The organism is Sphingopyxis sp. QXT-31 (assembly GCF_001984035.1).
Lineage (GTDB): Bacteria > Pseudomonadota > Alphaproteobacteria > Sphingomonadales > Sphingomonadaceae > Sphingopyxis.
Genome location: NZ_CP019449.1, coordinates 1,276,272 through 1,299,627, shown reverse-complemented (window position 1 = coordinate 1,299,627; position 23,356 = coordinate 1,276,272). Strand labels below are relative to the sequence as shown.

Below are 23,356 nucleotides of genomic sequence, written 5' to 3'. Positions count from 1 at the left end.
CGATTGATCGGCCGCGCCTCGCCTCGCCGGCGACCCGCCACGCCAAATACCCGCTTCCAATTTGACCCCAAGCCATTAGGCCTTGGCGCCACGCACAGAACCGCTCGCTAGCGGTCCGCGGGGAGCGCCACATGTCGGTCGATTTTATCCGTTTTCTCATTTTCGCCGGCATCCTCGCGGGGCTGGTCGTCGTCGCGCTCGCGGTCCCGGCGTTCCGGCCCTATCTGCGCAAGAATCCCGCGGTCGCTTTCCTCCTCGGCATTTCGAGCGGCTTCCCCTTCACGCTGATCGCCGCCACCATGACCTTCTGGCTGGCGAAGGTCGGCTTCACCCCGACGACCATCGGTTTCGCGGTGATGGTCGGCATTCCCTACACGATCAAATTCCTGTGGGCCCCCTTGGTCGACAAGATTCCCTTGCCCGTCCTGACCAGGGCGCTCGGCCAGCGGCGCAGCTGGCTGTTCTTCGTCCAGTTCTTCCTCGTGATCTCGATCTGGCAGATGGGCGCTAGCAACCCGCAGCCGGGCGATTATGGCTGGTTCCTCTTCTGGGCGGTCATGACGGCCTTTTTCTCGGCGACGCAGGACATCGTCATCGATGCCTATCGCATCGAGATCCTCGAAGAAGACGAATTCGCCCACGGCACCGCCACCAACCAGTTCGGCTATCGCACCGGCAATCTGATCGCCGGCGCCGGGACGATCTATTTCGCTTCGCAGGAAGGGCTGGGGCTCGGCTGGGCGATGGCTTACGCGCTCACCACGCTCTGCGTACTCCCCGCGGTGCTCGGCGCCTTCTGGGCCGGCGAGGGCAAGTTCGTCGACCGGTTCAGCGACGCGTCGGGCATGAAGCCCGGGCAATGGCTCGTCGAAACCGTCGTCAATCCGTTTCGCGAGTTCCTGACCCGCGACGGCGCGCTGATGATCCTGCTGTTCATCCTCGTCTACAAGGTCGGCGACGCCATGGGACAGGCGATGCTTGGCCCGATGATCGTCGATCTCAAATTCGCCGACCTCGATTATATCACCGCGAACAAAATCTGGGGCTTCGCCGCGCTCATCATCGGCTCGGCGCTGGGCGGGCCGTTCGTGCTGTGGCTCGGCATGGGCCGCGCGCTGCTCGTCTCGGTCCTCTTGATGATGTTCTCGAACCTCATGTTCATGGCGCTGTCGATCGCCGGCAACAGTTACTGGATGCTCGTCGCGGCGATCGTTACCGAGAATATCACCAGCGGCATCGGCCTGACCGTCGTAGCGGTCTATCTCTCGGGCCTGGCGAACATCGCCTATACCGCGACCCAGTTCGCGCTGCTCTCGTCGGTGGCGGTGATCGGGCGGACCTTCATGGCCGGCCCCGCGGGCTATGCCGCGGAGAAGCTCGGCTGGACCGCCTTCTGGGGGCTGACGGTCGTCGCCGCGATCCCGGGCATGATCCTGCTGTGGATGATGTGGCGCAAGGGCTATGTCGTGCAATCGATCCGCCAGAGCACCGCGATCGACGAAACAAAGCTGCGCACACCCGTCGGCATAGCGCGCATCGCCGGCTTCGCGCTGGTCGTCGCGGGGGTCGTCGGCGTGTTGCTCGCCAATCAGCTCGAGCTTGCGTCGGGCATCATGTACGCCTCGCTCGCCGCCCTACTCGCCGGCGCGCTGCTGGCGTGGAAGGGCCCGGCGCCGAAGGCGGTGTGACAGCTTTCGGGCAGTTGCGGTCGTTCGCAGGGTTATGCTCTCTCCCCTTGAGGGGAGAGACACGCAGGCTTGGCAGCCTGCTGCCTAGCCGGAGTTGAGAGGGGTTTCCGACCGCCAGAGGCGTCCAAGCACGCCTCTCCAAGCTTCGCTAGCTCCTGTCGGAGCAAGCTGCGCTATCCTCTCCCCTGAAGGGGAGAGGGCTTTACGTCCGCTCCCCACCCCAAAACCGCCCTTAAACCGGCACCTCGCCATTCGCCCCCAGCACCACCCCCGCCAGATACAGCGACCCACAGATCAGCACCTCGCCCGGCGGGCGATGCGCCGCGATATGACATAGCGCCGCTTCGACATCGTCGCACGGCTGCGCATCGATAATCCCAAGCCCGTCCTGCACCCAATGGCACAAATCCTTGGGATCATGATGCTCGTGCCCCGGGATCGGCACCGCCTGGAAGGATGCAATTCTATCTGCGAAGGGCCGCAGGAAGCCCATCGCATCCTTGTTGCGCAGCAGCCCGCAGACGATGTGCAGCGGCGCCTTGCCTTCCAGCGCGCGCGCCAGCGCCGCCCCCGCGTCGGGATTATGCCCGCCGTCGAGCCACACCGCGCTATCCGCGGGCAGCAACCGCGTCAGCGGCCCGTCGCCCAGCCGCTGCATCCGCCCCGGCCAGAAAGCCGCCGCCACCCCCGCCGCGACCTCGGCCTCGCCCGGCCGCGGATGCGGCGCGACATTCAGCATCGCGATCGCCAGCCCCGCGTTGCGCTGCTGGTGCGCGCCGGGCATCCGGGTAGCCAGCAGCGTTTCGATCGACCCGAAGCTCGATGTCCAGTGGAAGCCGCCGTCCGCCGCCGAGACGCTCCAGTCACGCCCTTCGGCAAAGATCGTCCCACCGACGGCCGCGGCGCGCTCGCCGGTGATGTCCATCAGCGGCTCGGGATAGCGCAAGGTCGCCAGCGCCGCCCCCGGCTTGAAAATCCCCGCTTTCTCCCACGCGATACGCACCGCCGGATCATCGGGCGTCCCGGCTTCGGGCGCGAGCAGGAACGCTTCATGATCGATCCCGAGCGAGGCGATGCCGCACACCGCGGGCGCCGGAATGATATTCGTCGCATCGAGCCGCCCGCCGAGCCCGACCTCGACGATACAATCGTCCGCCGGATGGCGCGCAAAGGCGAGAAAGGCCGCCGCGGTGGTGATCTCGAAAAAGCTCGCCTGCAGGCCCTCCGCGACATCGAGCACCTCGGCAAGCAACGCCGCCAGCGCGCTATCTTCGATCAGCGTTCCCGCGATCCGGATTCGCTCGTTGAAGCGCACCAGGTGCGGGCTGGTATAGCTATGCACCCGCCGCCCCTGCGCCTCGAGGATCGCGCGCAGATAGGCGCAGGTCGATCCCTTGCCGTTGGTCCCCGCGACATGGAAGGTCCGCGGCAGTTTGTCCTGCGGATTGCCCAGCCGCGCGCAAAGCTCGGCGATCCGCTCGAGCCCCAGCACATCGCGCCCCGGCGACAGCGCCGCGAGCCGGTCGAGCTGCGCCTGCACGGCGGGATCGGAGCTAAAAGCGTGGTCGGGCATAGGGGTGGCTCAGCCAATCCAAACACCGTTCGCCCTGAGCTTGTCGAAGGGCCGTTCTTCCTTCTCGCACCTTCGGAAGAAAAACGGTGCTTCGACAGGCTCAGCACGAACGGTAATAAAGGGCGCGTCTTGGGCCTAAGCCGCCTTCTCGGGCGCCAGATACCCGATCAGCCGCCCCAGCGTCGCGGGCAGTTCCTTCCGGTGCACCACCATATCGATCATCCCATGATCGAGCAGATATTCGGCGCGCTGGAACCCTTCGGGCAATTTCTCGCGGATCGTGTTCTCGATCACGCGCTGCCCGGCAAAGCCGATCAGCGCCTTGGGCTCGCTGATCTGGATATCGCCGAGCATCGCATAGCTCGCGGTGACCCCGCCCGTCGTCGGGTCGGTCAGCAGCACGATATAGGGCAGGCCTGCCCGCCGCAGCCGCGCCAACGCGACCGTCGCGCGCGGCATCTGCATCAGCGACAGCGTGCCCTCCTGCATGCGCGCGCCGCCCGCTGCGGTGATCGCGATATAAGGACAACCGCGTCGGATCGCTTCCTCGACCCCGGCGACAAAGGCCTCGCCGACCGCGACGCCCATCGACCCGCCCATGAAGGCGAAATCCTGTACGCCGATCACCGCCGGATGCCCCCCGATGCGCCCGAAGGCGTTCTGGTACGCGTCGCGGTCGCCGGTCTGGGCGCGCGCCGCCTTGATGCGATCGACATATTTCTTGGTGTCGCGGAACTTCAGCGGATCCTCAGGCGCCGCGGGCGACGCGAGCACTTCGTGCAGCCCGCCGTCGAACAATTGCAGGAAGCGCTCGCTCGCGCCGATACGATCATGATGGTCGCAGCGCGGACAGACGTTCAGATTATCCTGCCATTCCTTGACGAACACCATCTGCTGGCATTCGCGGCACTTGTGCCAGAGGTTGTCGGCAGTGTCGCGCTTCGCCGCGAAGGGCAGGGCGTTGCGGACGCGTTCGAGCCAGCTCATGCGGCGATCTCCTTTGCGCCGTGGATAGCATCGGCGAGCGAACGGGTGAAGGCCTCGACGTGCGGCGCGGCCGCGTCGCCATGCTCGGCGATGATGTCGATGAAGGCCGATCCGACGACGACGCCATCGGCGACCTTCGCGATCTGCGCCGCCTGCTCGGGGGTACGCACCCCGAAGCCGACCGCAACGGGCAGGTTGGTCGCACCCTTTAGGCGGGCGACCGCTTCGTCGATGCTCGCCTGCGCGGCCTGCTGCTGGCCGGTGATGCCCGCCACCGACACATAATAAAGGAAGCCGCCCGCGCCATCGAGCACGGCGGGCAAGCGCGCCGGGTCGGTCGTCGGGGTGGCGAGGCGGATCGGCGCAATCTCGGCGGCGCGCAGCGCGGGTCCCAACTCGGGGTCCTCCTCGGCGGGAATGTCGACGCAGATCACCCCATCGACCCCGGCCTTCGCACATTCGGCAGCGAACCAGTCGCCGCCCCGGATCGTCATCGGATTGGCATAGCCCATCAGCACCAGCGGCACCTCGGCATGCCGCGCACGGAAGGCGGCGGCGATCGCAAAGATATCGGCGGTCGTCGTCCCCTTGGCCAGGCTGCGCAAATTGGCCTGCTGGATCGCGGGCCCATCGGCCATCGGATCGGTAAAGGGCATCCCCAGCTCGATCACATCCGCACCCCCCGCGACCAGCGCGTCGAGGTTCGCGTCGGTATCGCCGTCGCCCGCGGTGATAAAGGCGACGAGCGCGGTGCGCGGCTTGGCAAAGGCGGCGGCGAAACGGGTCATTTAGCGGACTTTCGTGAAGACCCCATCGCGGCACCTATTAAAAGAGGTGAGCAAATCGCAGCCCAGACGACAGCGTTATGAACCGATGAATCGCCAAACCAGGCGAACGCGAAGGCGACAAGCGCATAGGTGCCGTAAATACAGGCGAGGTTGATCCAAAACTGCCGCCAATCGAATCCGCTCACAATTTCACCCCCAAAGCCTCAGCCACGGTAAAGATATCCTTGTCCCCGCGCCCCGAGCAATTGACGATGATGATCTTGTCCTTGCCCAGCGTCGGCGCGATCCGTTCGGCCGCCGCGATCGCATGCGCCGATTCCAGAGCCGGGATGATCCCCTCCAGCTTGGTGAGCTTCTGGAAACTCGCCAGCGCCTCGGCGTCGGTCACCGGCTCATAGCGCACGCGCCCGATATCGTGCAGCCAGCTATGCTCGGGCCCGATGCCCGGGTAGTCGAGCCCCGCCGAAATGCTGTGCGCCTCGGTGATCTGCCCGTCGGCGTCCTGCAGCAGATAGGTCTTGTTGCCATGCAAAATGCCCGGGCGCCCGCCCGCGAGGCTCGCGGCGTGCTTGCCTTCCAGCCCTTCGCCCGCGGCTTCCACGCCCACGATCTCGACGTCCGCGTCGTCCAAAAACGGATGGAACAGCCCGATCGCGTTCGACCCGCCGCCCACGGGCGCGATCAGCATATCGGGCAGGCGGCCCTCGGCCTCCAGGATCTGCGCCTTCGCCTCGTCGCCGATCACCGACTGGAAGTCGCGGACGAGCTCGGGATAGGGGTGCGGTCCCGCCACCGTGCCGATGATGTAGAAGGTGTCGTGGACGTTCGCGACCCAATGGCGCAGCGCTTCGTTCATCGCATCCTTCAGCGTCTTCGCACCGCTCTCGACCGGGACCACCTCGGCGCCCAGCAATTTCATGCGGAACACATTGGGCTGCTGCCGCGCGACGTCGACCGCGCCCATGAAGATCGTGCAAGGCAGGCCGAACAGCGCCGCGACGGTCGCGGTCGCGACGCCATGCTGCCCCGCGCCGGTCTCGGCGATAATCTTCGTCTTGCCCATCCGCTTCGCGAGCAGGATCTGGCCGATGCAATTGTTGATCTTGTGCGCGCCGGTGTGGTTCAGGTCTTCGCGCTTGAGGTAAATCTTCGCCCCGAAGCCTTCGCTGGCGCTCTCGCGCAGATGATCGGTCAGCCGCTGCGCCAGCCACAGCGGGCTCGGGCGCCCCACATAATTTTTCAGCAGGTCGTCGAATTCGGCCTTGAACGCCGGGTCGGCCTGCGCGGCGCGATATTCGCGCTCGAGGTCGAGGATCAGCGGCATCAGCGTCTCGGCGACATAGCGGCCGCCGAACTGGCCGAAATGGCCGCGGTCGTCGGGGCCGGTGCGCAGGCTGTTGGGCAAGGTCTGGGAAGCAGTCATGGTCGTCTCCATCGGTTCAAGAATGTGGCGCTCGCAAAGAGACCGGGTCTCAAGCGATCAGCGCCATCGTTTCCCGATGCGCACGACGGAGGCGAAATGCGTCAACATGCGGCAACCGCTTTAAGGAAAGCCGCGATCTTGTCCACATCCTTGACGCCGGGCGCGCTTTCGACCCCCGACGATACGTCGACCAGTGGCGCCTGCGTTGCAGCGATCGCCTCGCACACATTCGCCGCGTTGAGCCCCCCCGCGATACCCCAGTCGATGCGATGCCGGTGCCCGACCAGCAGCGACCAGTCGAAGCGCGTGCCCGTGCCCCCCGGCATCGCCTGCGCCGGTGCGTCGTAGAGCAGCCGGTCGACGACGCCCTCATATTGCAGCGAGCGCGTCAGCGTCCCCGCGTCCTTGAGGCCGACCGCCTTCCACGCCTCGGTCTTCGTGTTCGCCTTGACCGCATTGATCCACTCGGGCGTCTCATTGCCGTGGAACTGGATGATGTCGGGCCGCACCGCGCTCCACGCCGCACCGGTGACCTCGGGCCCGGCATTGACCAGCAGCAGCGCGACCTTGACCCGCTCGCCCGCATATTTCCGGAGTTCCGCGGCGGTGTTCAGGTCGACATAGCGCGGGCTCGGCGCATAATGGTTGAGCCCGATATGCGTCGCGCCATGCGCGATCGCGGCGTCGATTTCGGCCTTGGTCTTGAGGCCGCAGATTTTGACGAGAGGGGGCATATGCAAACTATCCAGCATCCGTTCGTGTCGAGCGAAGTCGAGACACGCTTGGGAACGCCCTGCCTCGACGTGTCTCGACTGCGCTCGACACCAACGGGAAGAGGGGGTGGGAAGCCTAAAGCGTCGCCTCGATCTCGCGCGCCGCTAGGTCGGGGTCGGCCGACTGGCTGATCGGCCGCCCGACGACCAGGATCGACGCGCCGTCGCCCATCGCCTGCGCGGGCGTGACGACGCGCTTCTGGTCGCCGACCTTGCCGTTCGCGGGGCGGACCCCGGGGACGACGAAGAAGCCGCCGGGCCATGCCTTGCGCGCCGCCTTCACTTCCTGCCCCGAACACACGATCCCGTCGCAGCCCGATTCGCGCGCCAGCGCGGCAAGGCGGACGACCTGGTCGTGCGGGCTGCCACCGACGCCGATATCTTCCAGATCCGGCGCGTCGAGGCTGGTCAGCACCGTCACCGCGATCACCTTGGTATGCGTGCCCGCCGCCGCCTTCGCTTCCTCCAGCATCGCGCGCCCGCCCGCGGCGTGCACGGTCAGGATCGCGGGCTCGAGGGGGCGCAGCGCCTGGATCGCCTTCGCGACGGTGTTCGGAATGTCGTGCAGCTTCAGGTCGAGGAAGATCGGCAGCCCGAACTTCGCCATCTCGTGCACCCCGTGATGCCCGTTGGCGCAGAAGAATTCGAGCCCCAGCTTCAGCCCGCCGACATGGCGGCGCACCTTCTGGACCAGCGTCAGCGCGGCATCCAGATGCGTGGTGTCGATGGCGAGATAGAGCGGCGAGGTCATGGCTTTTCCGTCTTGAAGAGATCGGTCGGGGCGGAGGGAACGTCGTTCACCGGCGCAGGTGCGGGCTCGAGCGCCGCGACCGGGGGCGTCTCGGCCGACCGGTTCGCCATCGCGCGCAGATCGGCGAGCTGGCGCTCGCTATGGTCGAGCCGACGCTTCAGCGACCAGCGCGCGGCGCGCAGCGCGATCCACAAGGGCACGCTGCCGATCAGGAAGGCGGCGAGGATCAGCACCGGCAGCTTGGTATCGAGCACCGACCCCGGCCAGATGGTGACGGTGATCGGAATCCAGTTCGCCATCGCAAAGATGACCAGCACCGCGGTGAGCAGCACCCAGATGACCGTCCGAACAATTCCCACGCGGCTTGCTCCCGTTGTTGGCGACTTGGCCGGAGCCTAGGCGAGTTCGGCGCGCGATTCCAGTGGGAGCGGGGCTTTTGATCCTCCCCATCGCGAAGCGTTGGGGAGGGGGACCGCCGCGAAGCGGTGGTGGAGGGGTCTGGCCTTGCACCGACGCCTGTCGTCATCGCCCCTCCGTCAGCGCTGCGCGCTACCACCTCCCCATGGCTTCGCCACAGGGAGGATCTTTCCTCTATTCCCCAAACACCCGCGCAAAAATCGTGTCGACATGCTTCAGATGATATTCCAGGTCGAACAGCGCCGTCAGCTCCTCGGCCGATAGCCGCGCCGTCACCTCGGCATCGCCCTTCAGCAGTTCGAGCAGCGACAAAGTCCCGTCGCTCTCCCACACCTTCATCGCGTTGCGCTGGACCAGCCCATAGCTTTCCTCGCGGCTAGCGCCGGCCTGTGTCAGCGCCAGCAGCACGCGCTGCGAGTGCACCAGCCCGCCCATGCGGTCGAGATTCTTCTGCATCCGCTCGGGGTAGACGAGCAATTTGTCGACCACCCCGGTCAGCCGCGCCAGCGCGAAGTCGAGCGTGATCGTTGCGTCGGGCCCGATGAAGCGCTCGACCGACGAGTGGCTGATGTCGCGCTCGTGCCACAAAGCGACATTCTCCATCGCCGGGATCGCGGCGCTGCGCACCATGCGCGCAAGCCCGGTCAGATTCTCGGTCAGCACTGGATTGCGCTTGTGCGGCATCGCCGACGAGCCCTTCTGCCCCGGCGAGAAATATTCCTCGGCCTCCAGCACCTCGGTGCGCTGCAGATGGCGCACTTCCACCGCGAGCCGCTCGATCGAGCTCGCGATCACGCCCAAAGTCGCAAAGAACATCGCGTGCCGGTCGCGCGGGATCACCTGCGTCGACACCGGCTCGACCGCCAGGCCCAGCTTCGCCGCGACATGTTCCTCGACGCGCGGGTCGATATTGGCGAAGGTCCCGACCGCGCCCGAAATCGCGCAGGTCGCGATATCGGCGCGCGCCGCGACCAGCCGCGCCTTGCAGCGGTCGAATTCGGCGTAGGCTTCGGCCATCTTGAGCCCGAAGGTCACCGGCTCGGCATGGATGCCATGGCTGCGCCCGATCGTCGGGGTCAGCTTGTGCTCGTACGCGCGCTTCCTGATCGCCGCGAGCAATGCGTCGAGGTCGGCGAGCAAGATATCCGCCGCCTGCGTCAGCTGCACCGCCAGGCAGGTGTCGAGCACATCGCTCGACGTCATCCCCTGGTGCATGAAGCGCGCCTGCTCGCCGACATTCTCGGCGACCCAGGTCAGGAAGGCGATGACGTCGTGCTTCGTTACCGCCTCGATCGCGTCGATCGCCGCGACGTCGATGACGGGCTCCGTCGCCCACCAGTCCCACAGCGCTTTCGCCGCATCCTTGGGCACCACGCCCAGTTCGGCGAGCGCGTCGGTCGCATGGGCTTCGATCTCGAACCAGATGCGGAAGCGGTTCTCGGCCGCCCAGATCGCGGTCATCTCGGGCCGGGCGTAACGCGGAACCATGGTTTTCCTTCCTCTAAGTGTAATCTGTCGCGGAATCGGCGCGATTACGCGACGGGCCGCGCCCTAGCAGGGACGAGCCGCGCCGCCAATCGCGACAGATATGCAACTTTCATATTTCGACCAAAGTTGTTCCCATGCCCCTTCAGGTAAGCGGCGCGCAAGGCGAAGCGTCGCTGTGACAACAGGAGAACTACCATGTTGAAGACCATGCTTTTGATCGGCGCTGCCGCCATCAGTTTCCCCGCGCTGGCGCAGAACCAGCCCGTCGACACCACGACCCCGCCGGCGAGCCAGCCGTCGGAACCGGCGGCAGAGAATACGCAGCCGACTCCGGCGCCCGACGCCGCACAGCCGGCTCCAGCCCCGATGCCCGACGCGGCGCAGCCGACCCCGGCCCCCGCGCCCGACGCTGCGACGACCCCGCCGGCCGCTGCCGAGCCCGCTCCCCCGGCTGGTGAAGCCACGACGGCGCAGCAGGCCGCGCCCAGCGGCACCGCCGCCACGCCGACGCAGGTCGCGCAGATCGTGAACACTGAGTTCCCGACCTACGATGCTGACTCGAGCGCCGAACTCAGCGAGGTCGAATTCGGCACTTGGATGAAGAAGCTCCGTTCGGCGAGCGAACCGACGGTCGACGTCGAATCGGCCGAGGTGAAGACGTGGATTGGCCAGGCCTATGGCGCTGCCGATGCCGACAAGAACGGCACCGTCAGCAAGGAAGAGCTGACCGCTTTCCTGTCGAAAGGCGCGTAAGCGCCCCTGACTGGGTGGTGAAGCCGTCGGAGAAATCCGGCGGCTTCATCGCGTATGGGGGAGGGGATCGACGGAGTTAGGCGAAACGCGACGCCAATAATCCTCCCTGTCGCGAAGCGATGGGGAGGGGGACAATGCGAAGCATAGTGGAGGGGCGGCGGCCTTGAACCGACGCTCAAGGCCTCCGCCCCTCCACCACCCTGCGGGCGGTCCCCCCCCCCACGGCTTCGCCGCAGGGAGGATTAAGAACGTCCGCTAACCACCCCAAAACTGCCCCAACCTACAACAGCCCCATCCCGCGCATACTGCGATAGTCGCTCCCGCCGACCACGATGTGGTCATGCAGCACGATCCCCAGCTTGCCCGCCGCCGCGGCGATCTCGCGGGTGATCGCGATGTCCTGGCGGCTCGGTTCGGGGCTGCCGCTCGGGTGGTTGTGGACCAGGATGATCGCCGACGCGCCGAGCTCGAGCGCGCGCTTCACCACTTCGCGCACATAGATCGCCGACTGGTCGATCGACCCCTCGCTCGCCAGTTCGTCGCGGATCAGCATGTTGCGCGCATTGAGGTAGAGCACGCGCACGCGCTCGATGTCCTGCGACCCCATGTCGACGCGCAGATAATCGAGCAGCGCGTCCCAGCTCGACAGCAAAGGACGGTCGGCGAGCTCACCCTTCAGCATGCGCAGATTCGCCGCCTGCACGATCTTCAGCGCCGCGATCGCGCCTTCGCTCAGCCCTTCGACGCGGCGCAGCGCATCGGGATCGGCGGCCAGCAGTTTCGCTAGCGACCCGAACTCCTTCAGCAGCGCCTTCGCCAGCGGCTTGGTGTCGCGCCGCGGGATCGCCAGCGCGAGCAGATATTCAACCAGCTCATAGTCGGCGAGCGCTTCGCCGCCGCTGTCGAGCAGCCGGGCGCGCAACCGCGCGCGATGCCCCTTGTGATCCGGTTCATCCCCCATGCAGCCCGAATAGCAGCTTGTGGGGCGCACTCAACGGCCATAAGGATTCGAGGCGATGGCAACGTCCTGTCTTTCGGAGCCAATTGCGCCATTTCGGCGTTATCTCGCAGCACAGGGCGAACCCGTCGGGGCGCATAAGGAACGAACGACCGCGCGATGACTGACGCCGCCGACAGCGATATCCAGCCAGCGCCGCGCCGCCGCCGCCGCGTCAAGAAGCGCTGGCTGACCGCGGGCTCGCTCGTCGTGCTCGTAGGCGTCCTCTGGCTGGCGCGCGAGCCGATCGCCGATGAATTCGTGCGCGAGAAGCTCGACGAGCTCGGCGTCCCCGCGACCTACACGATCGACCAGATCGGTTTTCGCACCGAACGCATCTCGAACGTCGTGATCGGCGACCCCAAACGCCCCGATCTCACCGCGCGCACCGTCGAAATCGCGCTCGGCTACGGCTGGGGCGGGCCCTATGTCTCGTCGATCACCGCCGACGGCGTGCGCCTCTACGGGCGCTTTCAGGACGGGCGCCTCTCGCTCGGCGCGCTCGACAAGTTCCGCGATCCGACCAGCACCGATCCCTTCGCGCTGCCCGACCTGTCGGCGACACTCACCGACGCCCGCGCGCGCGTTGAGACGCCGTGGGGCGATATCGGCGCGGCGCTCAGCGGCCGCGGCCATCTCCAACGCAATTTCGCCGGCACGCTCGCGCTCGTCGCCCCGCGCGTCGCCGCCGCGGGCTGCACCGGCAGCGACCTCAGCTTCTACGGCCCGGTTACCATCAGCAGCCTCAAGCCTCGCCTGGTCGGCCCGCTCCGCGGCCGTTCGCTTGCCTGCGCCGACGGCGGCGTCACCGCCACATCGCCGCAGGTCGCGCTCGACGTCGTGCTCGGCGAGGACCTCACCAGCTGGGACGGCAAGGCCGACGCCGCGCTCACCGCGCTCGCCGCCGGCCCGATGCGCGCCGAGCGCGTCGCCTTGCTCGCGACCTTCAAGGGCAATGCGACGAAGACCGCGCTGACCTTCGACGGCGAAGCCTTGCGCCTCGCCGGCCCCGACTTCGCCGCGAGCCGCGTCGACCTCGACGCCAGGGGCGAAGTCGGCAAGGCCGCGCCCAGCCTCGCCGGCACGCTGACCTTCGCCCGCGCCGCCGCCAGCACCCGCCTTCGCCAGAGCATCGCCGCCAGCGCCAAAAACCTCGACGGCACCCCCATCGGTCCGCTCGCCGGCAAAGCCTCAACCGCCGTCGCCGCGATGCTCGCCGACGTCGGCGGCAAGGCCGATTTTGCGCTCGCGGGCGAGGGCGATACCGCGCGCATCGAGCTCATCGCCCCCGACCTCGTCGCCGAAAGCGGCGCGCGCCTCACCGGCAACAGCGACAGCCGCATCGCGTATCTTTATGCCGCCGCGGCGCCCGCTTTCACCATCCAGGGCGGCTGGGCCTTCGGCGGCGGCGGGCTCCCCGAAGGCACGCTCACCCTCGACCGCCGCGCCGACGGCACGCTCTCGGGCCTCGCGCGGCTCGAGCCCTATGAAGCCGGTGGTGCGCGGCTCGCCTTGCTCCCGGTGCGCTTCTCGGGCGGGCAGGGCGGCGCGATGCGCTTCGCCACCACCGCCGAGCTCAGCGGGCCGATAGCCGACGGCCGCGTCGAACGCCTGCGCATCCCCTTGGACGGCGCGCTCTCCGCGACCGGCACGCTCACCCTCGCGGGCGGGTGCAGCCGCGTCGCCGCCGATCGCCTCACGATCAGCGGCTTCCGCCTCGCCGCGCCGTCGCTCGACCTCTGCAGCCGCGCGGGCCAGCTGCTGCTCGCCGCGGGGGCAGGCGGCCTCAAGGGCCAGATCCGCATCCCGCGCATTGGCCTTCGCGGCACCAGCGGTTCGTCGCCCTTCGCCTTCGCCTCGGGCGCAGGCGACCTCGACCTCGCCACCCTCCGCTGGAGCCTCGCACTCGCCGACGTCCGCCTCGGCGAGGGCGAATCCGCCACCCGCTTCAGCGCCCAGCGCCTAACCGGCCGCGCCACCGCCCAGGGCATGGCCGGCGACCTCACCGGCGCCGCGGGCAAGATCGGCGCGGTCCCGCTGAACATGAGCGAAATCGGCGGCAAATGGACCTTCGCGGGCGGCACCCTCGGCCTCGACGGTTCGCTCCTGCTCACCGATGCCGAGCCCGAAGCCCGCTTCGCCCCCCTCATCGCCAACGCCGCCAATCTCCGCTTCAAGGACGGCGTCATCGACGCCACCGCCGCCTTCGCCGAACGCACCACCGGCACCCACGTCCTCGACACCGTGATCCGTCATACGCTCGCAACCGGCACCGGCCACGCCGACCTCAAAATCCCCGAGCTCCGCTTCAACGATAATTTCCAGCCCGACCAGCTCACCCGTCTCGCGCTCGGCATCGTCGCCAATGTCCAAGGCTCGGTCGTCGGCGACGGCCGCATCGACTGGTCGCCCGCCGGCGTCACCAGCCGCGGCACCTTCGCCACCGCGAACAGCAACCTCGCCGCCGCCTTCGGCCCCGTCACCGGCGCGACGACGACGCTCGTCTTCGACGACCTCATCGGCCTCAAGTCCGCGCCGAACCAGAAAATCAGCCTCGCCGAGGTCAACCCCGGCATCCCCGTGACCGGCGGCGAGATCGAATATCAGCTGCTCGGCGACAACCGCGTCCGTATCCAGGGTGGCAGCTGGCCCTTCGCCGGCGGGCGGCTCGAGCTCCACCCGACGACGCTCAACTTCAACGCTGACCAGCCGCGCCGCCTGACCTTCGACCTCGTCGGGGTCGACGCCGCGATTTTCTTGCAGAATTTCGGCTTCGACAATATCAACGCGACCGGCAAGTTCGACGGCACTTTGCCCGTGGAATTCGGCGGCCTCGGCGGCCGCATCGTGAACGGCCGCATCGACGCGCGGGCGGGCGGCGGCACGCTCGCCTATGTCGGCGAGCTCTCGAACCACGATCTCGGCGCTATGGCCAATTTTGCCTTCGGCGCGCTCCGCAGCCTCAAATATGACGACCTCACCATCGTCCTCAACGGCGACCTCGACGGCGAGATGGTCACCGACATCCGCTTCGGGGGAATCGGCCAGGGCGAGGGCGCGACGCAGAATTTCATCACCCGCCAGGTCGCCAAGCTGCCCTTCGTCTTCAACGTCAAGATCCAGGCGCCCTTCCGCCAGTTGATCACCTCGGCGAAGGGGCTTTATGATCCAACCGTCTATATCGAACAGAATCTCGGCGCGCTGATCCAGGCCCAGCAGGATGCCGAGGCCGCCGCCGCGAACAACCAACCCACCGTTCAGCCTCCAGCAAGCGAGCCCGTGCAATGAAGAGACAAGAAAGATTAGCGAGGAGGCTGGCCATCGGCGGTCGCTTGGCGGGATTGACGATCGCGGTCGCGGGCCTTGCGGGCTGCGTTCAGATCGAAACCCCCGACAAACCGATCGAGATCAACCTCAACATCAACATCAAGCAGGAAATCGTGTACAGGCTTGATGGCGACGCCAAGAAGCTGATCGAACAGAATAGCTCGATATTCTGACAGGGAATGAATGAGATGATGACCAAGATTTGGAAACCCACCGGACTTGCGATGGCCGCCGTTGCCGCGACCGCCGCCGTGGCGCTGATGGTGCCTTCGGCGATGGCGCAGCGCGACCCCGCTTATGAGGCCGCCCGTGCCGCGGGCCAGGTCGGCGAACAGCCCGACGGCTATCTCGGCTATGCCTCCAGCCCGACGCCCGCGGTGCGCGCGATCGTCGACGACATCAACATCAAGCGCAAGGCCGCTTACACCAGCGGCGCCCCTGCGGGCAGCACGGTCGAGCAATTCGCCTTCGTCACCGGCTGCAACCTGATCGCCAAGACCCGGCCGGGCGAGAAATATATGGCCCCCGACCGCAGCTGGAAAACCCGCGACGCCAGCCCGCCGGTTCGCGACTCGCGCTGCCCGTAAGGCTACATTGAAACGCAAGGTGCCCCCGGGCACCCCATGCCGCCGCGCCCCTAAACGCGGCGGCATTTTTATTGGGCGAGGGGGCAGGGGGCGCTGTCGGCTTTGGGGTGGGGAGCGGACCTAAAGATCCTCCCCTTGGCGCAGCCATGGGGAGGGGGACCGCCGCGAAGCGGTGGTGGAGGGGTCTGGCCTTGCACTGACGTCTGACGGCGTAGACCCCTCCGTCAGCCCTTCGGGCTGCCACCTCCCCATCGCTTCGCGTGGGGAGGATCTGGACGCCGCTCCCGTCCGATACCCGCCAAACCCCCAGTGGAATGCGCGGAGAGGCGCAGAGACCGCAGAGGCGATGGCGCTACATCTCTGCGTCCTCTGCGCCTCTGCGCGAAAAATCCGGACACCCCGCGCCCTAAAAACCCCCGCCCGACAAATAGGCCCACCCCGCCCAAAAAGCCTCTTTCCTAAAATGTACCTATATGGTTCATTATGTCAGTTTCGCCTTACCAAAAGGAACGACTCGATGGAAAGCCTCGACAATCCGGTCCCCAACCCCGCCGAGTTACCCGCGCCTGGCAGCTACCACTGGACCCCCGCGTTGCAGCGGCAGTTTCTCGAACATCTGGCCGAGACCGGCTCGGTCAAGATCGCCTGCATGCACATCCATATGTCGCCTGGCGCTGCGTACCAGCTGCGCCAGCGGCCCGAGGGCGCGGCCTTTCGTATCGGCTGGGGCGCCGCGATCCTGCTCGCGCGCCAGCGGCTCGCCGACGAACTGCTCGACCGCGCGATCTGGGGCTATGATGAAATGAGCACCATCATGCGCGAGGAGGGAAAGAGCTTCGTCCGCCGCCAGCGCAGCGACCCGCGCCTCGGCCTCGCGATGCTCGCGCGGCTCGATCGCATGGTCGAGACCCGCGCGGAGGCCGGCGAGGAGATGCTTGTGCAGATCGTCGCCGGCGATTGGCCCGGTTTCCTGACGCTCTTCGACATAAATCCCGAGGGCGAAGGCGCCGAAGGCCGGTCCGCCGCTTTCGCGCTTTGGCTCGCGGGCCGCGACAACCGTGCGAACCCGCTCGCGAGCCTGTGGCGCGACACCCCGATCGCGAATGAAGTTCCGCGGTTTTCCGCCGATTCCGATATCGCGCCGCCGCCGCCCGCGACCCCCGAGGAAGAGGCCGAGGCGATGACCGTCTGGCACGACGAGGAGAAGAACGAGCTGCGCACCAATTTCCCGCCCGCCGACAATTTCTTCGGCGACGAAGAGGGCCAGTTCGGCGACCCCGACTACGAACGCACCCTCGATCCCGACGAGGTGGAGGCGTATGAAGACGTCCGCAATGCCGAAATCGCGCCGTTTCGCGAGGCCGGCGAGATCGCCCGCCGCGCCTTCTTCGGCTTTCCCGAGCCCGCGAACGACGTGGCGGCCGGGGAGGAAGAGGTTTCGCGCAAAGCCGCAAAGACGCAAAAGGAGTGAGGTTCGACCGGGCGCGAGCGGCCGTGATGATCCTCCCTGTCGCGAAGCGATGGGGAGGGGGGACCATGCGAAGCATGGTGGAGGGGCCGCGGCCTCGAACCGACGTTTAAGGCGTCGGCCCCTCCACCACCACCCTGCGGGCGGTCCCCCTCCCCACGGCTTCGCCGCAGCGAGGATTATCACGTCCGCTCCCGACCCCAAAACCATCGCCCCGATCGCGCACCCACATCAAAAGGACAAACACCCCCATTTTTGTGCACCCGCGCACAAGCATTGACTTAATGGGGCGTCATTCCTAAACGGACCGCGCCTTAGGGGTCCCCCGATTTTTCGGGCCTTTTTTCGCAGGCAGAATCGGGGAAATCCCACTCTGTTTCAGGAGGATGGCGAGAATGACGGGGAACGGCAGCGATCCGGAACTTGGCTCGGAGGATTCGCGCCTGGTCTCGCTCGAAGAGCGATTGGACCGGGCCGAAGCCGCAGAGGCGAAACGGACCGCGGTGAACGCCGGACCGGAATCCGACGCCAATTACCGGCTCGGCAACCGCGTTCTGGCCGAACTGCTGGGCGGATTGATCGGTGGCGGGCTGTTCGGCTGGCTGATCGATCGGTTCGCCGGCACGTCGCCCTGGGGTCTGTTGGTGATGCTGTTCCTGGGGATCGTCGTGGCGTTCCGGAACATCATTCGCCTGACAACACCGCCCCGCAAATAGCTGGGCAGTAACGATATTCTTCGCGGGACGGCCCGATGCGCCGCCCCGCAATGCGCGTGGAGTGAAGAGTGGCGGCGGAATCCGGCAAGATCGACCCGATGCACCAGTTCGAGGTGACCCCGCTCGGCGGCGGTTTCAACCTCGGCGGGCACGAAGTGTTGTTCACCAACAGCGCGCTGTGGATGGTGATCGCGGCGGTCGTCCTCGGTCTCTTCATGTGGGGCGGCATGCGCCGCCAGCTCGTCCCCGGCCGCTGGCAGGCTGCGGTCGAGGGCTTCACCGGCTTCATCTCGAACATGATGATGGCGAATATCGGCACCGAAGGCCGCAAATATACGCCCTATGTCTTCTCGCTCTTCATGTTCATCCTCTTCTGCAACCTGCTCGGCATGTTGCCGCTGGGCGTGCTGGGGCTCCATCCCTTCACCGTGACCAGCCACATCGCGATCACCGGCGTGCTCGCGCTGCTTTCCTTCTCGATCGTGCTCGTCGTCGGCTTCTGGCGCCACGGACTCCACTTCTTCTCGCTCTTCGTGCCGCACGGCACGCCGCTGCCGATGATCCCCTTCATCGCGGTGATCGAGTTCATCTCGTTCATGATCCGTCCGTTCAGCCTCGGGCTGCGGCTCTTCGTCGCGATGACCGCGGGTCACGTGCTCCTGAAAGTGCTGTCGGGCTTCGTAATCAACGGCTTCAATGCCGAGAACGCCATCATCGGCTCGGTCGTGTCGCTGCTCAGCTTCACCCTGATGATCGGCATCAGCGCGCTCGAGCTGCTCGTCGCCGGCATCCAGGCCTATGTTTTCGCCCTGTTGACCTCGCTGTACATCAACGACGCGGTCAATCTTCACTAAGTTCCGTTTATTTTCAAACGATACCACCAAGGAGTTATGACAATGGAAGCAGAAGCAGCAAAGCTGATCGGTGCAGGTCTCGCCGCCATCGGTGCCGGCATGGCCGCCATCGGCGTGGGTAATGTGTTCGGCAGCTTCCTCGAAAGCGCGCTGCGCAACCCCGCCGCCGCCGACGGCCAGCAGGGCCGCCTGTTCATCGGCTTCGCCGCAGCCGAACTTCTCGGCCTGCTGGCGTTCGTCGTTGCGATGATCCTGCTCTTCGTCGTCTGATCCGACGATGATTTGGCGAGGCCGGTCCCGGCGGGATCGGCTTCGCTGCAGGTTTTCCAAGTTTTCAAGGTCCGCCTTCCATGCCCCAGATAGCCCAGCTCACCGCTGACAATTGGTATCTTGCCTCGCAGCTCTTCTGGCTGCTGGTCGTGTTCGCCGGCATTTATGTCGTGATCGGCCGCGGCATGCTGCCCAAGATCGAAGCGACGGTGGACGCGCGCGACCGCAAGGTTGCCGACGATCTGGCGGCGGCGAAGGCGGCGCATGCCGCCGCCGATACGCTCGACGAAAGCTATCGCCAGCAGGGCGACGCCAGCCGCGCCGCTGCGCAAAAGGCGGTCGCCGACGCCAAGGACAAGGCCGCGAAGGACGCCGAAAAGCGCCTCGCCAAGGTCGATGCCGAGCTCGGCGAAAAGCTGGCTGCGGCCGAAGCCGATGTTTCGGCGGCGCGCTCGTCGGCGATGGCGGAGATCGAATCGGTCGCGGCCGAAGCCGCCAGCGAGCTGGTCGCCAAGCTGTCGGGCGTGAAGGTCGCGGCAGCGGACGCCAAATCGGCGGTGAAGGCGGTGCTCCATGGCTAATTTCGTGATCCTCATGGCGGAAGCCGCCGGCGAAGCGCACGCCACGCCCAAGGCGTTCGGCATGGACGCGACCGTCTATGTGTCGCTCGCGATGCTCGTCTTCATCGGCATCCTGATCTGGAAGAAGGTGCCGGCGGCCATCACCGGCATGCTCGACAACAAGATTGCCGAGATTTCGAAGCAGCTCAAGGAAGCCGAAGCGCTGCGGCTCGATGCCGAATCGCTGAAGGCCGAATATGAGGCGAAGCTCGCCGACGCGGCGAAGGAAGCCGACGAGATGCGCGCCCGCGCCGATGCCGAGGCCGAGGCGCTCGTCGCCAAGGCCAAGGCCGACGCCACCGCGCTGATCGCGCGCCGCAAGCAGATGGCCGAGGACCGTATCGCCGCAGCCGAAGCCACTGCACTCAGCGAAGTCCGCGCCGCCGCCGCCAAGGCCGCGACCGAGGCCGCCGCGCGGCTGATCGCCGACAAGCACGACGCGGCTGCCGACAAGGCGCTCGTCGATCAGGCGATCGCCGGCGTCGCGAAAGGCTAAAGGTTTAGGCTCGCCACCCAGGCCTTGGTCGCCGGACAAGCGTCCATCGCGCGACCATAGGCCGGGCGGCTGGTGGTCCGGGCGATATAGGCGAGTTCGGTCTCGCCGAGCGCATAACCGATCGTCCGCTGCGCAAATTGCAGCGCATAGGTCACCGAAATATCGGCCGCGGTGAAGCTGTCCCCGGCGACATAAGGCGTCTTCGCCAACTGGCGGCTGACGAGGCCCAGCCGGCTCTCGAAAATGCTCCGGGCCCAGCCCACGGTCCAGTTCGCCTTGTCGTCCTCCGGCGCCAGGATATCGGTCGCGACGATCGCATTGACCGGCCCCGCCAGTCCCGCTTCGCCCATATGCAGGAATTGCAGATAGGCCGGAAAATGCGGGTCCTCCGGCCCCAGTGCCAAAGGGCCCGGCCCATGTCGGGCGAGCAAATACTGCAGGATGGCGATCGACTCGACCATCACCGTCTCGCCGTCGACGATTGCCGGAATGAACCCGGCGGGATTGACCGCCAGAAACTCGGTGTCCTTCTCGATCCCGCCCAGCAGATCGACCGGCCGCATCCGGTAGGCCAGCCCCATCTCCTCCATCAGCCACAGCACCCGGAACCCGCGGCCCTCGCCGTAAACGATGATCATCCTCGGCTTTCCCTCAATATTTGATCATGATCCGCCGGGCGAGCGCCGGCGAGATGCTGTGGACCAGCCGCAAGATCTTGGTCTGCCCGACCGCCACCTCGGCGCGGTTCGCCTTGATCCCGGCGACGATTTCCGCGGCGCAGTCGGCCGCGCTCATCATCTTGCCGCCGCGCCCCGCGGTCATGTTTGTCGCCACCAGCGGCGGCAGCGCCTCCATCACCTTCACCCCGCTGTCCTTCAGCTGGTAGCGGATAGCCTGGGTGTAGCTGCGCAGCGCCGCCTTCGTGGCGCAATAGATCGGCCCCCCGGCCCGCGGCGCGATCGCCAGCCCCGAGGTGACGTTGACGATCATTGCATCGCCTTGGGCCTTGAGCTGCGGTAGCAACCGGGTGATCACGGCGATCGGCGCACAAAAATTGGTGTCGATGCATGCCGCCGCACTCGCCAGCGAAGACACATCGTCCAGCTCATAATCGCTGCCGACCCCAGCATTGTTGACCAGCAGCGCCAGCGGCTTGCCCGCGACGCCCTCGACCACCGCGTCGATCCCAGCGGGTCCCGACAGATCGCCGACGATCGTCCCGAACCCCAGTGCAGCCATCGCCTGCAATTTCTCCGGCGAGCGCCCGGTGACGATCACATCGGCGCCCAGCCCCTGCAGTTGCAGCGCAATCTCCCGGCCGATCCCGTCGCTGCCGCCGGTAACCAGTGCCGTCTTGCCACGAATATCCATGCGACCCCTCCCATGGTGGTTTTACCCGCCGCACTATGGCGGCTGACATCGTCCTCGCCTACATGCAAAATCATGGTCCGCCCGAACGCCCCCGAACGATTCAACGAAGAGAAAGCGACTTACGTAGTCCGCGGCAGCGGCGAGGAGGGCGACAAGCCCGATCTCGAACGCGGTGCAGAGGCGATCCGCAACGTCGTCAAGAAGCTCCCGACGCGCCCCGGCGTCTACCGCATGCTCGATGCCCGCGGCGACGTGCTGTATGTGGGCAAGGCGCGCGCGCTCAAGAACCGCGTTACCAACTATACCCAGGTGGCCCGCCTGCCGCAGCGGCTGCAGCGCATGGTGTCGCAGACGCGGGCGATGGAGATCGTCACCACCACGAGCGAGGCCGAGGCGCTGCTGCTCGAGGCGCAGCTGATCAAGCGCTACCGCCCGCCGTACAACGTCCTGCTGCGCGACGACAAAAGCTTTCCCTTCATCCTGCTCCGGATGGATCACGACTTTCCGCGGGTCCAGAAGCACCGCGGCGCGCGCCGCGCCAAGGGCCGCTATTACGGCCCCTTCGCCAGCGCCGGATCGGTGACACGCACGCTCAACGCGCTGCAAAAGACCTTCCTGCTCAGGAGCTGCACCGACAGCTTCTTCGCCAACCGCTCGCGGCCGTGCCTGCTCTACCAGATCAAGCGCTGCAGCGCCCCGTGCGTCGAACGCATCTCGAAGGAGGATTATGCGGCGCTCGTCGGCGATGCGCAGGACTTTCTCGAAGGCCGTTCGACCGGGGTGCAGAAGCGGCTCGGCGCCGCGATGACCAAGGCCGCCGAGGCGATGGATTACGAGCAGGCCGCGGTGCTGCGCGACCGGCTGAAGTCGCTGACCTTCATTCAGGGCAGCCAGTCGGTGCACGCCGACGGCCTCGGCGACGCCGACGTCTTCGCGCTCGCCGCGAAGGGCGGCCAGCTCTGCATCGCGGGCTTCTTCATCCGCGGCGGGCAGAATTGGGGGCACCGCAGCTTCTTTCCGGCGCATGTGTCGGGGGTGCCCGAAGAAGAAGTGATGGCGAGCTTCCTGATGCAATTCTACGAAGGCGTGCCGCCCCCGAAAACCATCCTCGTCGACCGCGAGCCCGCCGAATGCTCCCTGCTCGCCGAAGCCCTGGGTGCGGTCGCCGAGCGGAAGATCGAGATCAGCGTGCCGCAGCGCGGCAACCGCCGCCGCCTGCTCGAACAGGCGGTGCGCAACGCCGGCGAGGAACTCGACCGCCGCCTCGCCGAGAGCAGCAGCCAAGCGAAGCTCGGTCGCGAACTCGCCGACCTGTTCGACCTCGACAACCCGCCGCAGCGCATCGAAATCTACGACAACAGTCATATCCAGGGCACCAACGCGCTCGGCGCAATGGTCGTCGCTGGACCCGACGGCTGGATCAAGGGCGCCTATCGCAAGTTCAACATCAAGCGCAGCGAAACCCAGCCGGGCGACGACTTCGCGATGATGCGGGAGGTGTTCCAGCGTCGCTTCGCCCGCGCGATCGAGGAGGATCCCGAGCGGACCAAGGGCGAATGGCCCGATCTGGTGCTGATCGACGGCGGCAAGGGGCAGGTGTCGGCGGTCGCCGGCGTGTTCGCCGAACTGGGGATCGACGACCTGACCTTCGTCGGCGTCGCCAAGGGCCCTGACCGCAACGCCGGGCGCGAGACCTTCTACCACCCCGACGGCCGCGAATTCACGCTGCCGCCGAACAACGCCGTGTTGTTCTACATCCAGCGGCTCCGCGACGAGGCGCACCGCTTCGCCATCGGCGCGCACCGCCAGAAGCGCGCCAAGGCAATGGGAAGCTCGCCGCTCGACGAGGTGCCGGGCATCGGCCCGTCGCGTAAGAAAGCGCTGCTGATGCATTTCGGCACCGCGCGCGCGGTGCGCGGGGCGAGCCTCGAGGACTTGCAGAAGGCGCCGGGGGTGAGCGCGGCGGTGGCGCAGGCGGTGCATGATTTCTACCATGCGGGACGGTGAGG

23 protein-coding genes are annotated in these 23,356 nt (G+C 66.7%); 12 read left to right on the top strand and 11 right to left on the bottom strand.

Annotated features, from left to right (window positions below):
* The first annotated feature begins 131 nt into the window (after positions 1–131).
* Positions 132–1,688, top strand: a complete 1,557-nt coding sequence (locus tag BWQ93_RS06415; protein ID WP_077029785.1) for an AmpG family muropeptide MFS transporter — start codon at positions 132–134, stop codon at positions 1,686–1,688.
* A 232-nt stretch (positions 1,689–1,920) separates the two neighbouring features.
* On the opposite strand, the gene BWQ93_RS06410 is transcribed toward BWQ93_RS06415, so the two are convergent.
* From BWQ93_RS06410 to purB, 8 genes are all read right to left on the bottom strand, one after another.
* On the bottom strand, positions 1,921–3,261 hold the full coding sequence (locus BWQ93_RS06410) for a bifunctional folylpolyglutamate synthase/dihydrofolate synthase (RefSeq protein WP_077029784.1): 1,341 nt from the start codon (positions 3,259–3,261) through the stop codon (positions 1,921–1,923).
* A 135-nt stretch (positions 3,262–3,396) separates the two neighbouring features.
* Positions 3,397–4,248, bottom strand: a complete 852-nt coding sequence (gene accD, locus BWQ93_RS06405) for an acetyl-CoA carboxylase, carboxyltransferase subunit beta (RefSeq protein ID WP_077029783.1) — start codon at positions 4,246–4,248, stop codon at positions 3,397–3,399.
* Positions 4,245–5,036, bottom strand: a complete 792-nt coding sequence (gene trpA / locus BWQ93_RS06400; RefSeq protein ID WP_077029782.1) for a tryptophan synthase subunit alpha — start codon at positions 5,034–5,036, stop codon at positions 4,245–4,247. The genes accD and trpA overlap by 4 nt, the downstream gene beginning before the upstream one ends.
* Positions 5,037–5,217: 181 nt before the next feature.
* Positions 5,218–6,459: a tryptophan synthase subunit beta gene (trpB, locus tag BWQ93_RS06395; RefSeq protein WP_077032251.1), complete on the bottom strand. Its 1,242-nt coding sequence runs from the start codon at positions 6,457–6,459 to the stop codon at positions 5,218–5,220.
* A 101-nt stretch (positions 6,460–6,560) separates the two neighbouring features.
* Positions 6,561–7,193, bottom strand: a complete 633-nt coding sequence (locus tag BWQ93_RS06390) for a phosphoribosylanthranilate isomerase (protein WP_077029781.1) — start codon at positions 7,191–7,193, stop codon at positions 6,561–6,563.
* Positions 7,194–7,308: 115 nt separating this feature from the next.
* The gene (gene pyrF / locus BWQ93_RS06385) at positions 7,309–7,983 is read right to left on the bottom strand and encodes an orotidine-5'-phosphate decarboxylase (RefSeq protein ID WP_077029780.1); all 675 of its coding nucleotides are present in this window, start codon (positions 7,981–7,983) and stop codon (positions 7,309–7,311) included.
* The gene (locus BWQ93_RS06380; RefSeq protein WP_077029779.1) at positions 7,980–8,342 is read right to left on the bottom strand and encodes a LapA family protein; all 363 of its coding nucleotides are present in this window, start codon (positions 8,340–8,342) and stop codon (positions 7,980–7,982) included. The genes pyrF and BWQ93_RS06380 overlap by 4 nt, the downstream gene beginning before the upstream one ends.
* Before the next feature lie 232 nt (positions 8,343–8,574).
* A complete protein-coding gene (purB, locus tag BWQ93_RS06375; protein WP_077029778.1) occupies positions 8,575–9,888 on the bottom strand; it encodes an adenylosuccinate lyase in 1,314 nt (437 codons plus the stop codon).
* Between the two features lie 195 nt (positions 9,889–10,083).
* Here purB and BWQ93_RS06370 point away from each other — a divergent pair, with 195 nt between their 5' ends.
* Positions 10,084–10,641 carry a hypothetical protein gene (locus BWQ93_RS06370; protein WP_077029777.1) on the top strand — a complete coding sequence of 186 codons (558 nt, stop codon included), beginning with the start codon at positions 10,084–10,086 and terminating at the stop codon, positions 10,639–10,641.
* A 280-nt stretch (positions 10,642–10,921) separates the two neighbouring features.
* Here BWQ93_RS06370 and radC read toward each other — a convergent pair whose 3' ends face one another.
* Positions 10,922–11,602: a RadC family protein gene (radC, locus tag BWQ93_RS06365; protein WP_077029776.1), complete on the bottom strand. Its 681-nt coding sequence runs from the start codon at positions 11,600–11,602 to the stop codon at positions 10,922–10,924.
* Positions 11,603–11,758: 156 nt separating this feature from the next.
* On the opposite strand from radC, the gene BWQ93_RS06360 reads away from it, so the two are divergent.
* From BWQ93_RS06360 to BWQ93_RS06320, 9 genes are all read left to right on the top strand, one after another.
* Positions 11,759–14,926 (top strand): YdbH domain-containing protein, encoded by a 3,168-nt coding sequence (locus tag BWQ93_RS06360; RefSeq protein WP_077029775.1) that lies wholly within the window; start codon positions 11,759–11,761, stop codon positions 14,924–14,926.
* 44 nt (positions 14,927–14,970) lie between these two features.
* Positions 14,971–15,138, top strand: a complete 168-nt coding sequence (locus BWQ93_RS06355; RefSeq protein WP_231736400.1) for a YnbE family lipoprotein — start codon at positions 14,971–14,973, stop codon at positions 15,136–15,138.
* A 15-nt stretch (positions 15,139–15,153) separates the two neighbouring features.
* On the top strand, positions 15,154–15,552 hold the full coding sequence (locus BWQ93_RS06350; protein WP_077032249.1) for a YdbL family protein: 399 nt from the start codon (positions 15,154–15,156) through the stop codon (positions 15,550–15,552).
* Positions 15,553–16,069: 517 nt separating this feature from the next.
* Positions 16,070–17,023: a hypothetical protein gene (locus BWQ93_RS06345; RefSeq protein WP_077029774.1), complete on the top strand. Its 954-nt coding sequence runs from the start codon at positions 16,070–16,072 to the stop codon at positions 17,021–17,023.
* Positions 17,024–17,415: 392 nt separating this feature from the next.
* Positions 17,416–17,736, top strand: coding sequence for an AtpZ/AtpI family protein (locus tag BWQ93_RS06340; RefSeq protein WP_077029773.1), 321 nt, complete (start codon positions 17,416–17,418; stop codon positions 17,734–17,736).
* A gap of 68 nt (positions 17,737–17,804) precedes the next feature.
* The gene (locus BWQ93_RS06335) at positions 17,805–18,590 is read left to right on the top strand and encodes a F0F1 ATP synthase subunit A (protein ID WP_077029772.1); all 786 of its coding nucleotides are present in this window, start codon (positions 17,805–17,807) and stop codon (positions 18,588–18,590) included.
* 42 nt (positions 18,591–18,632) lie between these two features.
* Positions 18,633–18,860: a F0F1 ATP synthase subunit C gene (locus BWQ93_RS06330; protein ID WP_058810054.1), complete on the top strand. Its 228-nt coding sequence runs from the start codon at positions 18,633–18,635 to the stop codon at positions 18,858–18,860.
* 80 nt (positions 18,861–18,940) lie between these two features.
* On the top strand, positions 18,941–19,441 hold the full coding sequence (locus tag BWQ93_RS06325; protein ID WP_077029771.1) for a F0F1 ATP synthase subunit B family protein: 501 nt from the start codon (positions 18,941–18,943) through the stop codon (positions 19,439–19,441).
* The gene (locus BWQ93_RS06320; protein ID WP_198040486.1) at positions 19,434–19,976 is read left to right on the top strand and encodes a F0F1 ATP synthase subunit B family protein; all 543 of its coding nucleotides are present in this window, start codon (positions 19,434–19,436) and stop codon (positions 19,974–19,976) included. Before BWQ93_RS06325 ends, BWQ93_RS06320 begins: the two co-directional genes overlap by 8 nt.
* Here the strand turns inward: BWQ93_RS06320 and BWQ93_RS06315 are convergent.
* Both BWQ93_RS06315 and BWQ93_RS06310 read right to left on the bottom strand, forming a co-directional pair.
* Positions 19,973–20,614, bottom strand: a complete 642-nt coding sequence (locus tag BWQ93_RS06315; protein ID WP_077029770.1) for a glutathione S-transferase family protein — start codon at positions 20,612–20,614, stop codon at positions 19,973–19,975. The two genes, BWQ93_RS06320 and BWQ93_RS06315, sit on opposite strands and share 4 nt — an antisense overlap.
* Before the next feature lie 13 nt (positions 20,615–20,627).
* Positions 20,628–21,347, bottom strand: a complete 720-nt coding sequence (locus BWQ93_RS06310; RefSeq protein WP_077029769.1) for an SDR family oxidoreductase — start codon at positions 21,345–21,347, stop codon at positions 20,628–20,630.
* A gap of 72 nt (positions 21,348–21,419) precedes the next feature.
* Here BWQ93_RS06310 and uvrC point away from each other — a divergent pair, with 72 nt between their 5' ends.
* On the top strand, positions 21,420–23,354 hold the full coding sequence (gene uvrC, locus BWQ93_RS06305; protein WP_077029768.1) for an excinuclease ABC subunit UvrC: 1,935 nt from the start codon (positions 21,420–21,422) through the stop codon (positions 23,352–23,354).
* The last annotated feature ends 2 nt before the right edge of the window (positions 23,355–23,356 follow it).

Excerpts from the sequence above, each read along its gene's own strand:
- BWQ93_RS06415 (WP_077029785.1), top strand. The coding sequence starts at position 132 with ATGTCGGTCGATTTTATCCGTTTTCTCATTTTCGCCGGCATCCTCGCG.
- BWQ93_RS06410 (WP_077029784.1), bottom strand. The coding sequence starts at position 3,261 with ATGCCCGACCACGCTTTTAGCTCCGATCCCGCCGTGCAGGCGCAGCTC.
- accD (WP_077029783.1), bottom strand. The coding sequence starts at position 4,248 with ATGAGCTGGCTCGAACGCGTCCGCAACGCCCTGCCCTTCGCGGCGAAG.
- trpA (WP_077029782.1), bottom strand. The coding sequence starts at position 5,036 with ATGACCCGTTTCGCCGCCGCCTTTGCCAAGCCGCGCACCGCGCTCGTC.
- trpB (WP_077032251.1), bottom strand. The coding sequence starts at position 6,459 with ATGACTGCTTCCCAGACCTTGCCCAACAGCCTGCGCACCGGCCCCGAC.
- BWQ93_RS06390 (WP_077029781.1), bottom strand. The coding sequence starts at position 7,193 with ATGCCCCCTCTCGTCAAAATCTGCGGCCTCAAGACCAAGGCCGAAATC.
- pyrF (WP_077029780.1), bottom strand. The coding sequence starts at position 7,983 with ATGACCTCGCCGCTCTATCTCGCCATCGACACCACGCATCTGGATGCC.
- purB (WP_077029778.1), bottom strand. The coding sequence starts at position 9,888 with ATGGTTCCGCGTTACGCCCGGCCCGAGATGACCGCGATCTGGGCGGCC.
- BWQ93_RS06370 (WP_077029777.1), top strand. The coding sequence starts at position 10,084 with ATGTTGAAGACCATGCTTTTGATCGGCGCTGCCGCCATCAGTTTCCCC.
- radC (WP_077029776.1), bottom strand. The coding sequence starts at position 11,602 with ATGGGGGATGAACCGGATCACAAGGGGCATCGCGCGCGGTTGCGCGCC.
- BWQ93_RS06360 (WP_077029775.1), top strand. The coding sequence starts at position 11,759 with ATGACTGACGCCGCCGACAGCGATATCCAGCCAGCGCCGCGCCGCCGC.
- BWQ93_RS06350 (WP_077032249.1), top strand. The coding sequence starts at position 15,154 with ATGATGACCAAGATTTGGAAACCCACCGGACTTGCGATGGCCGCCGTT.
- BWQ93_RS06345 (WP_077029774.1), top strand. The coding sequence starts at position 16,070 with ATGGAAAGCCTCGACAATCCGGTCCCCAACCCCGCCGAGTTACCCGCG.
- BWQ93_RS06340 (WP_077029773.1), top strand. The coding sequence starts at position 17,416 with ATGACGGGGAACGGCAGCGATCCGGAACTTGGCTCGGAGGATTCGCGC.
- BWQ93_RS06330 (WP_058810054.1), top strand. The coding sequence starts at position 18,633 with ATGGAAGCAGAAGCAGCAAAGCTGATCGGTGCAGGTCTCGCCGCCATC.
- BWQ93_RS06325 (WP_077029771.1), top strand. The coding sequence starts at position 18,941 with ATGCCCCAGATAGCCCAGCTCACCGCTGACAATTGGTATCTTGCCTCG.
- BWQ93_RS06320 (WP_198040486.1), top strand. The coding sequence starts at position 19,434 with ATGGCTAATTTCGTGATCCTCATGGCGGAAGCCGCCGGCGAAGCGCAC.
- BWQ93_RS06315 (WP_077029770.1), bottom strand. The coding sequence starts at position 20,614 with ATGATCATCGTTTACGGCGAGGGCCGCGGGTTCCGGGTGCTGTGGCTG.
- BWQ93_RS06310 (WP_077029769.1), bottom strand. The coding sequence starts at position 21,347 with ATGGATATTCGTGGCAAGACGGCACTGGTTACCGGCGGCAGCGACGGG.
- uvrC (WP_077029768.1), top strand. The coding sequence starts at position 21,420 with ATGGTCCGCCCGAACGCCCCCGAACGATTCAACGAAGAGAAAGCGACT.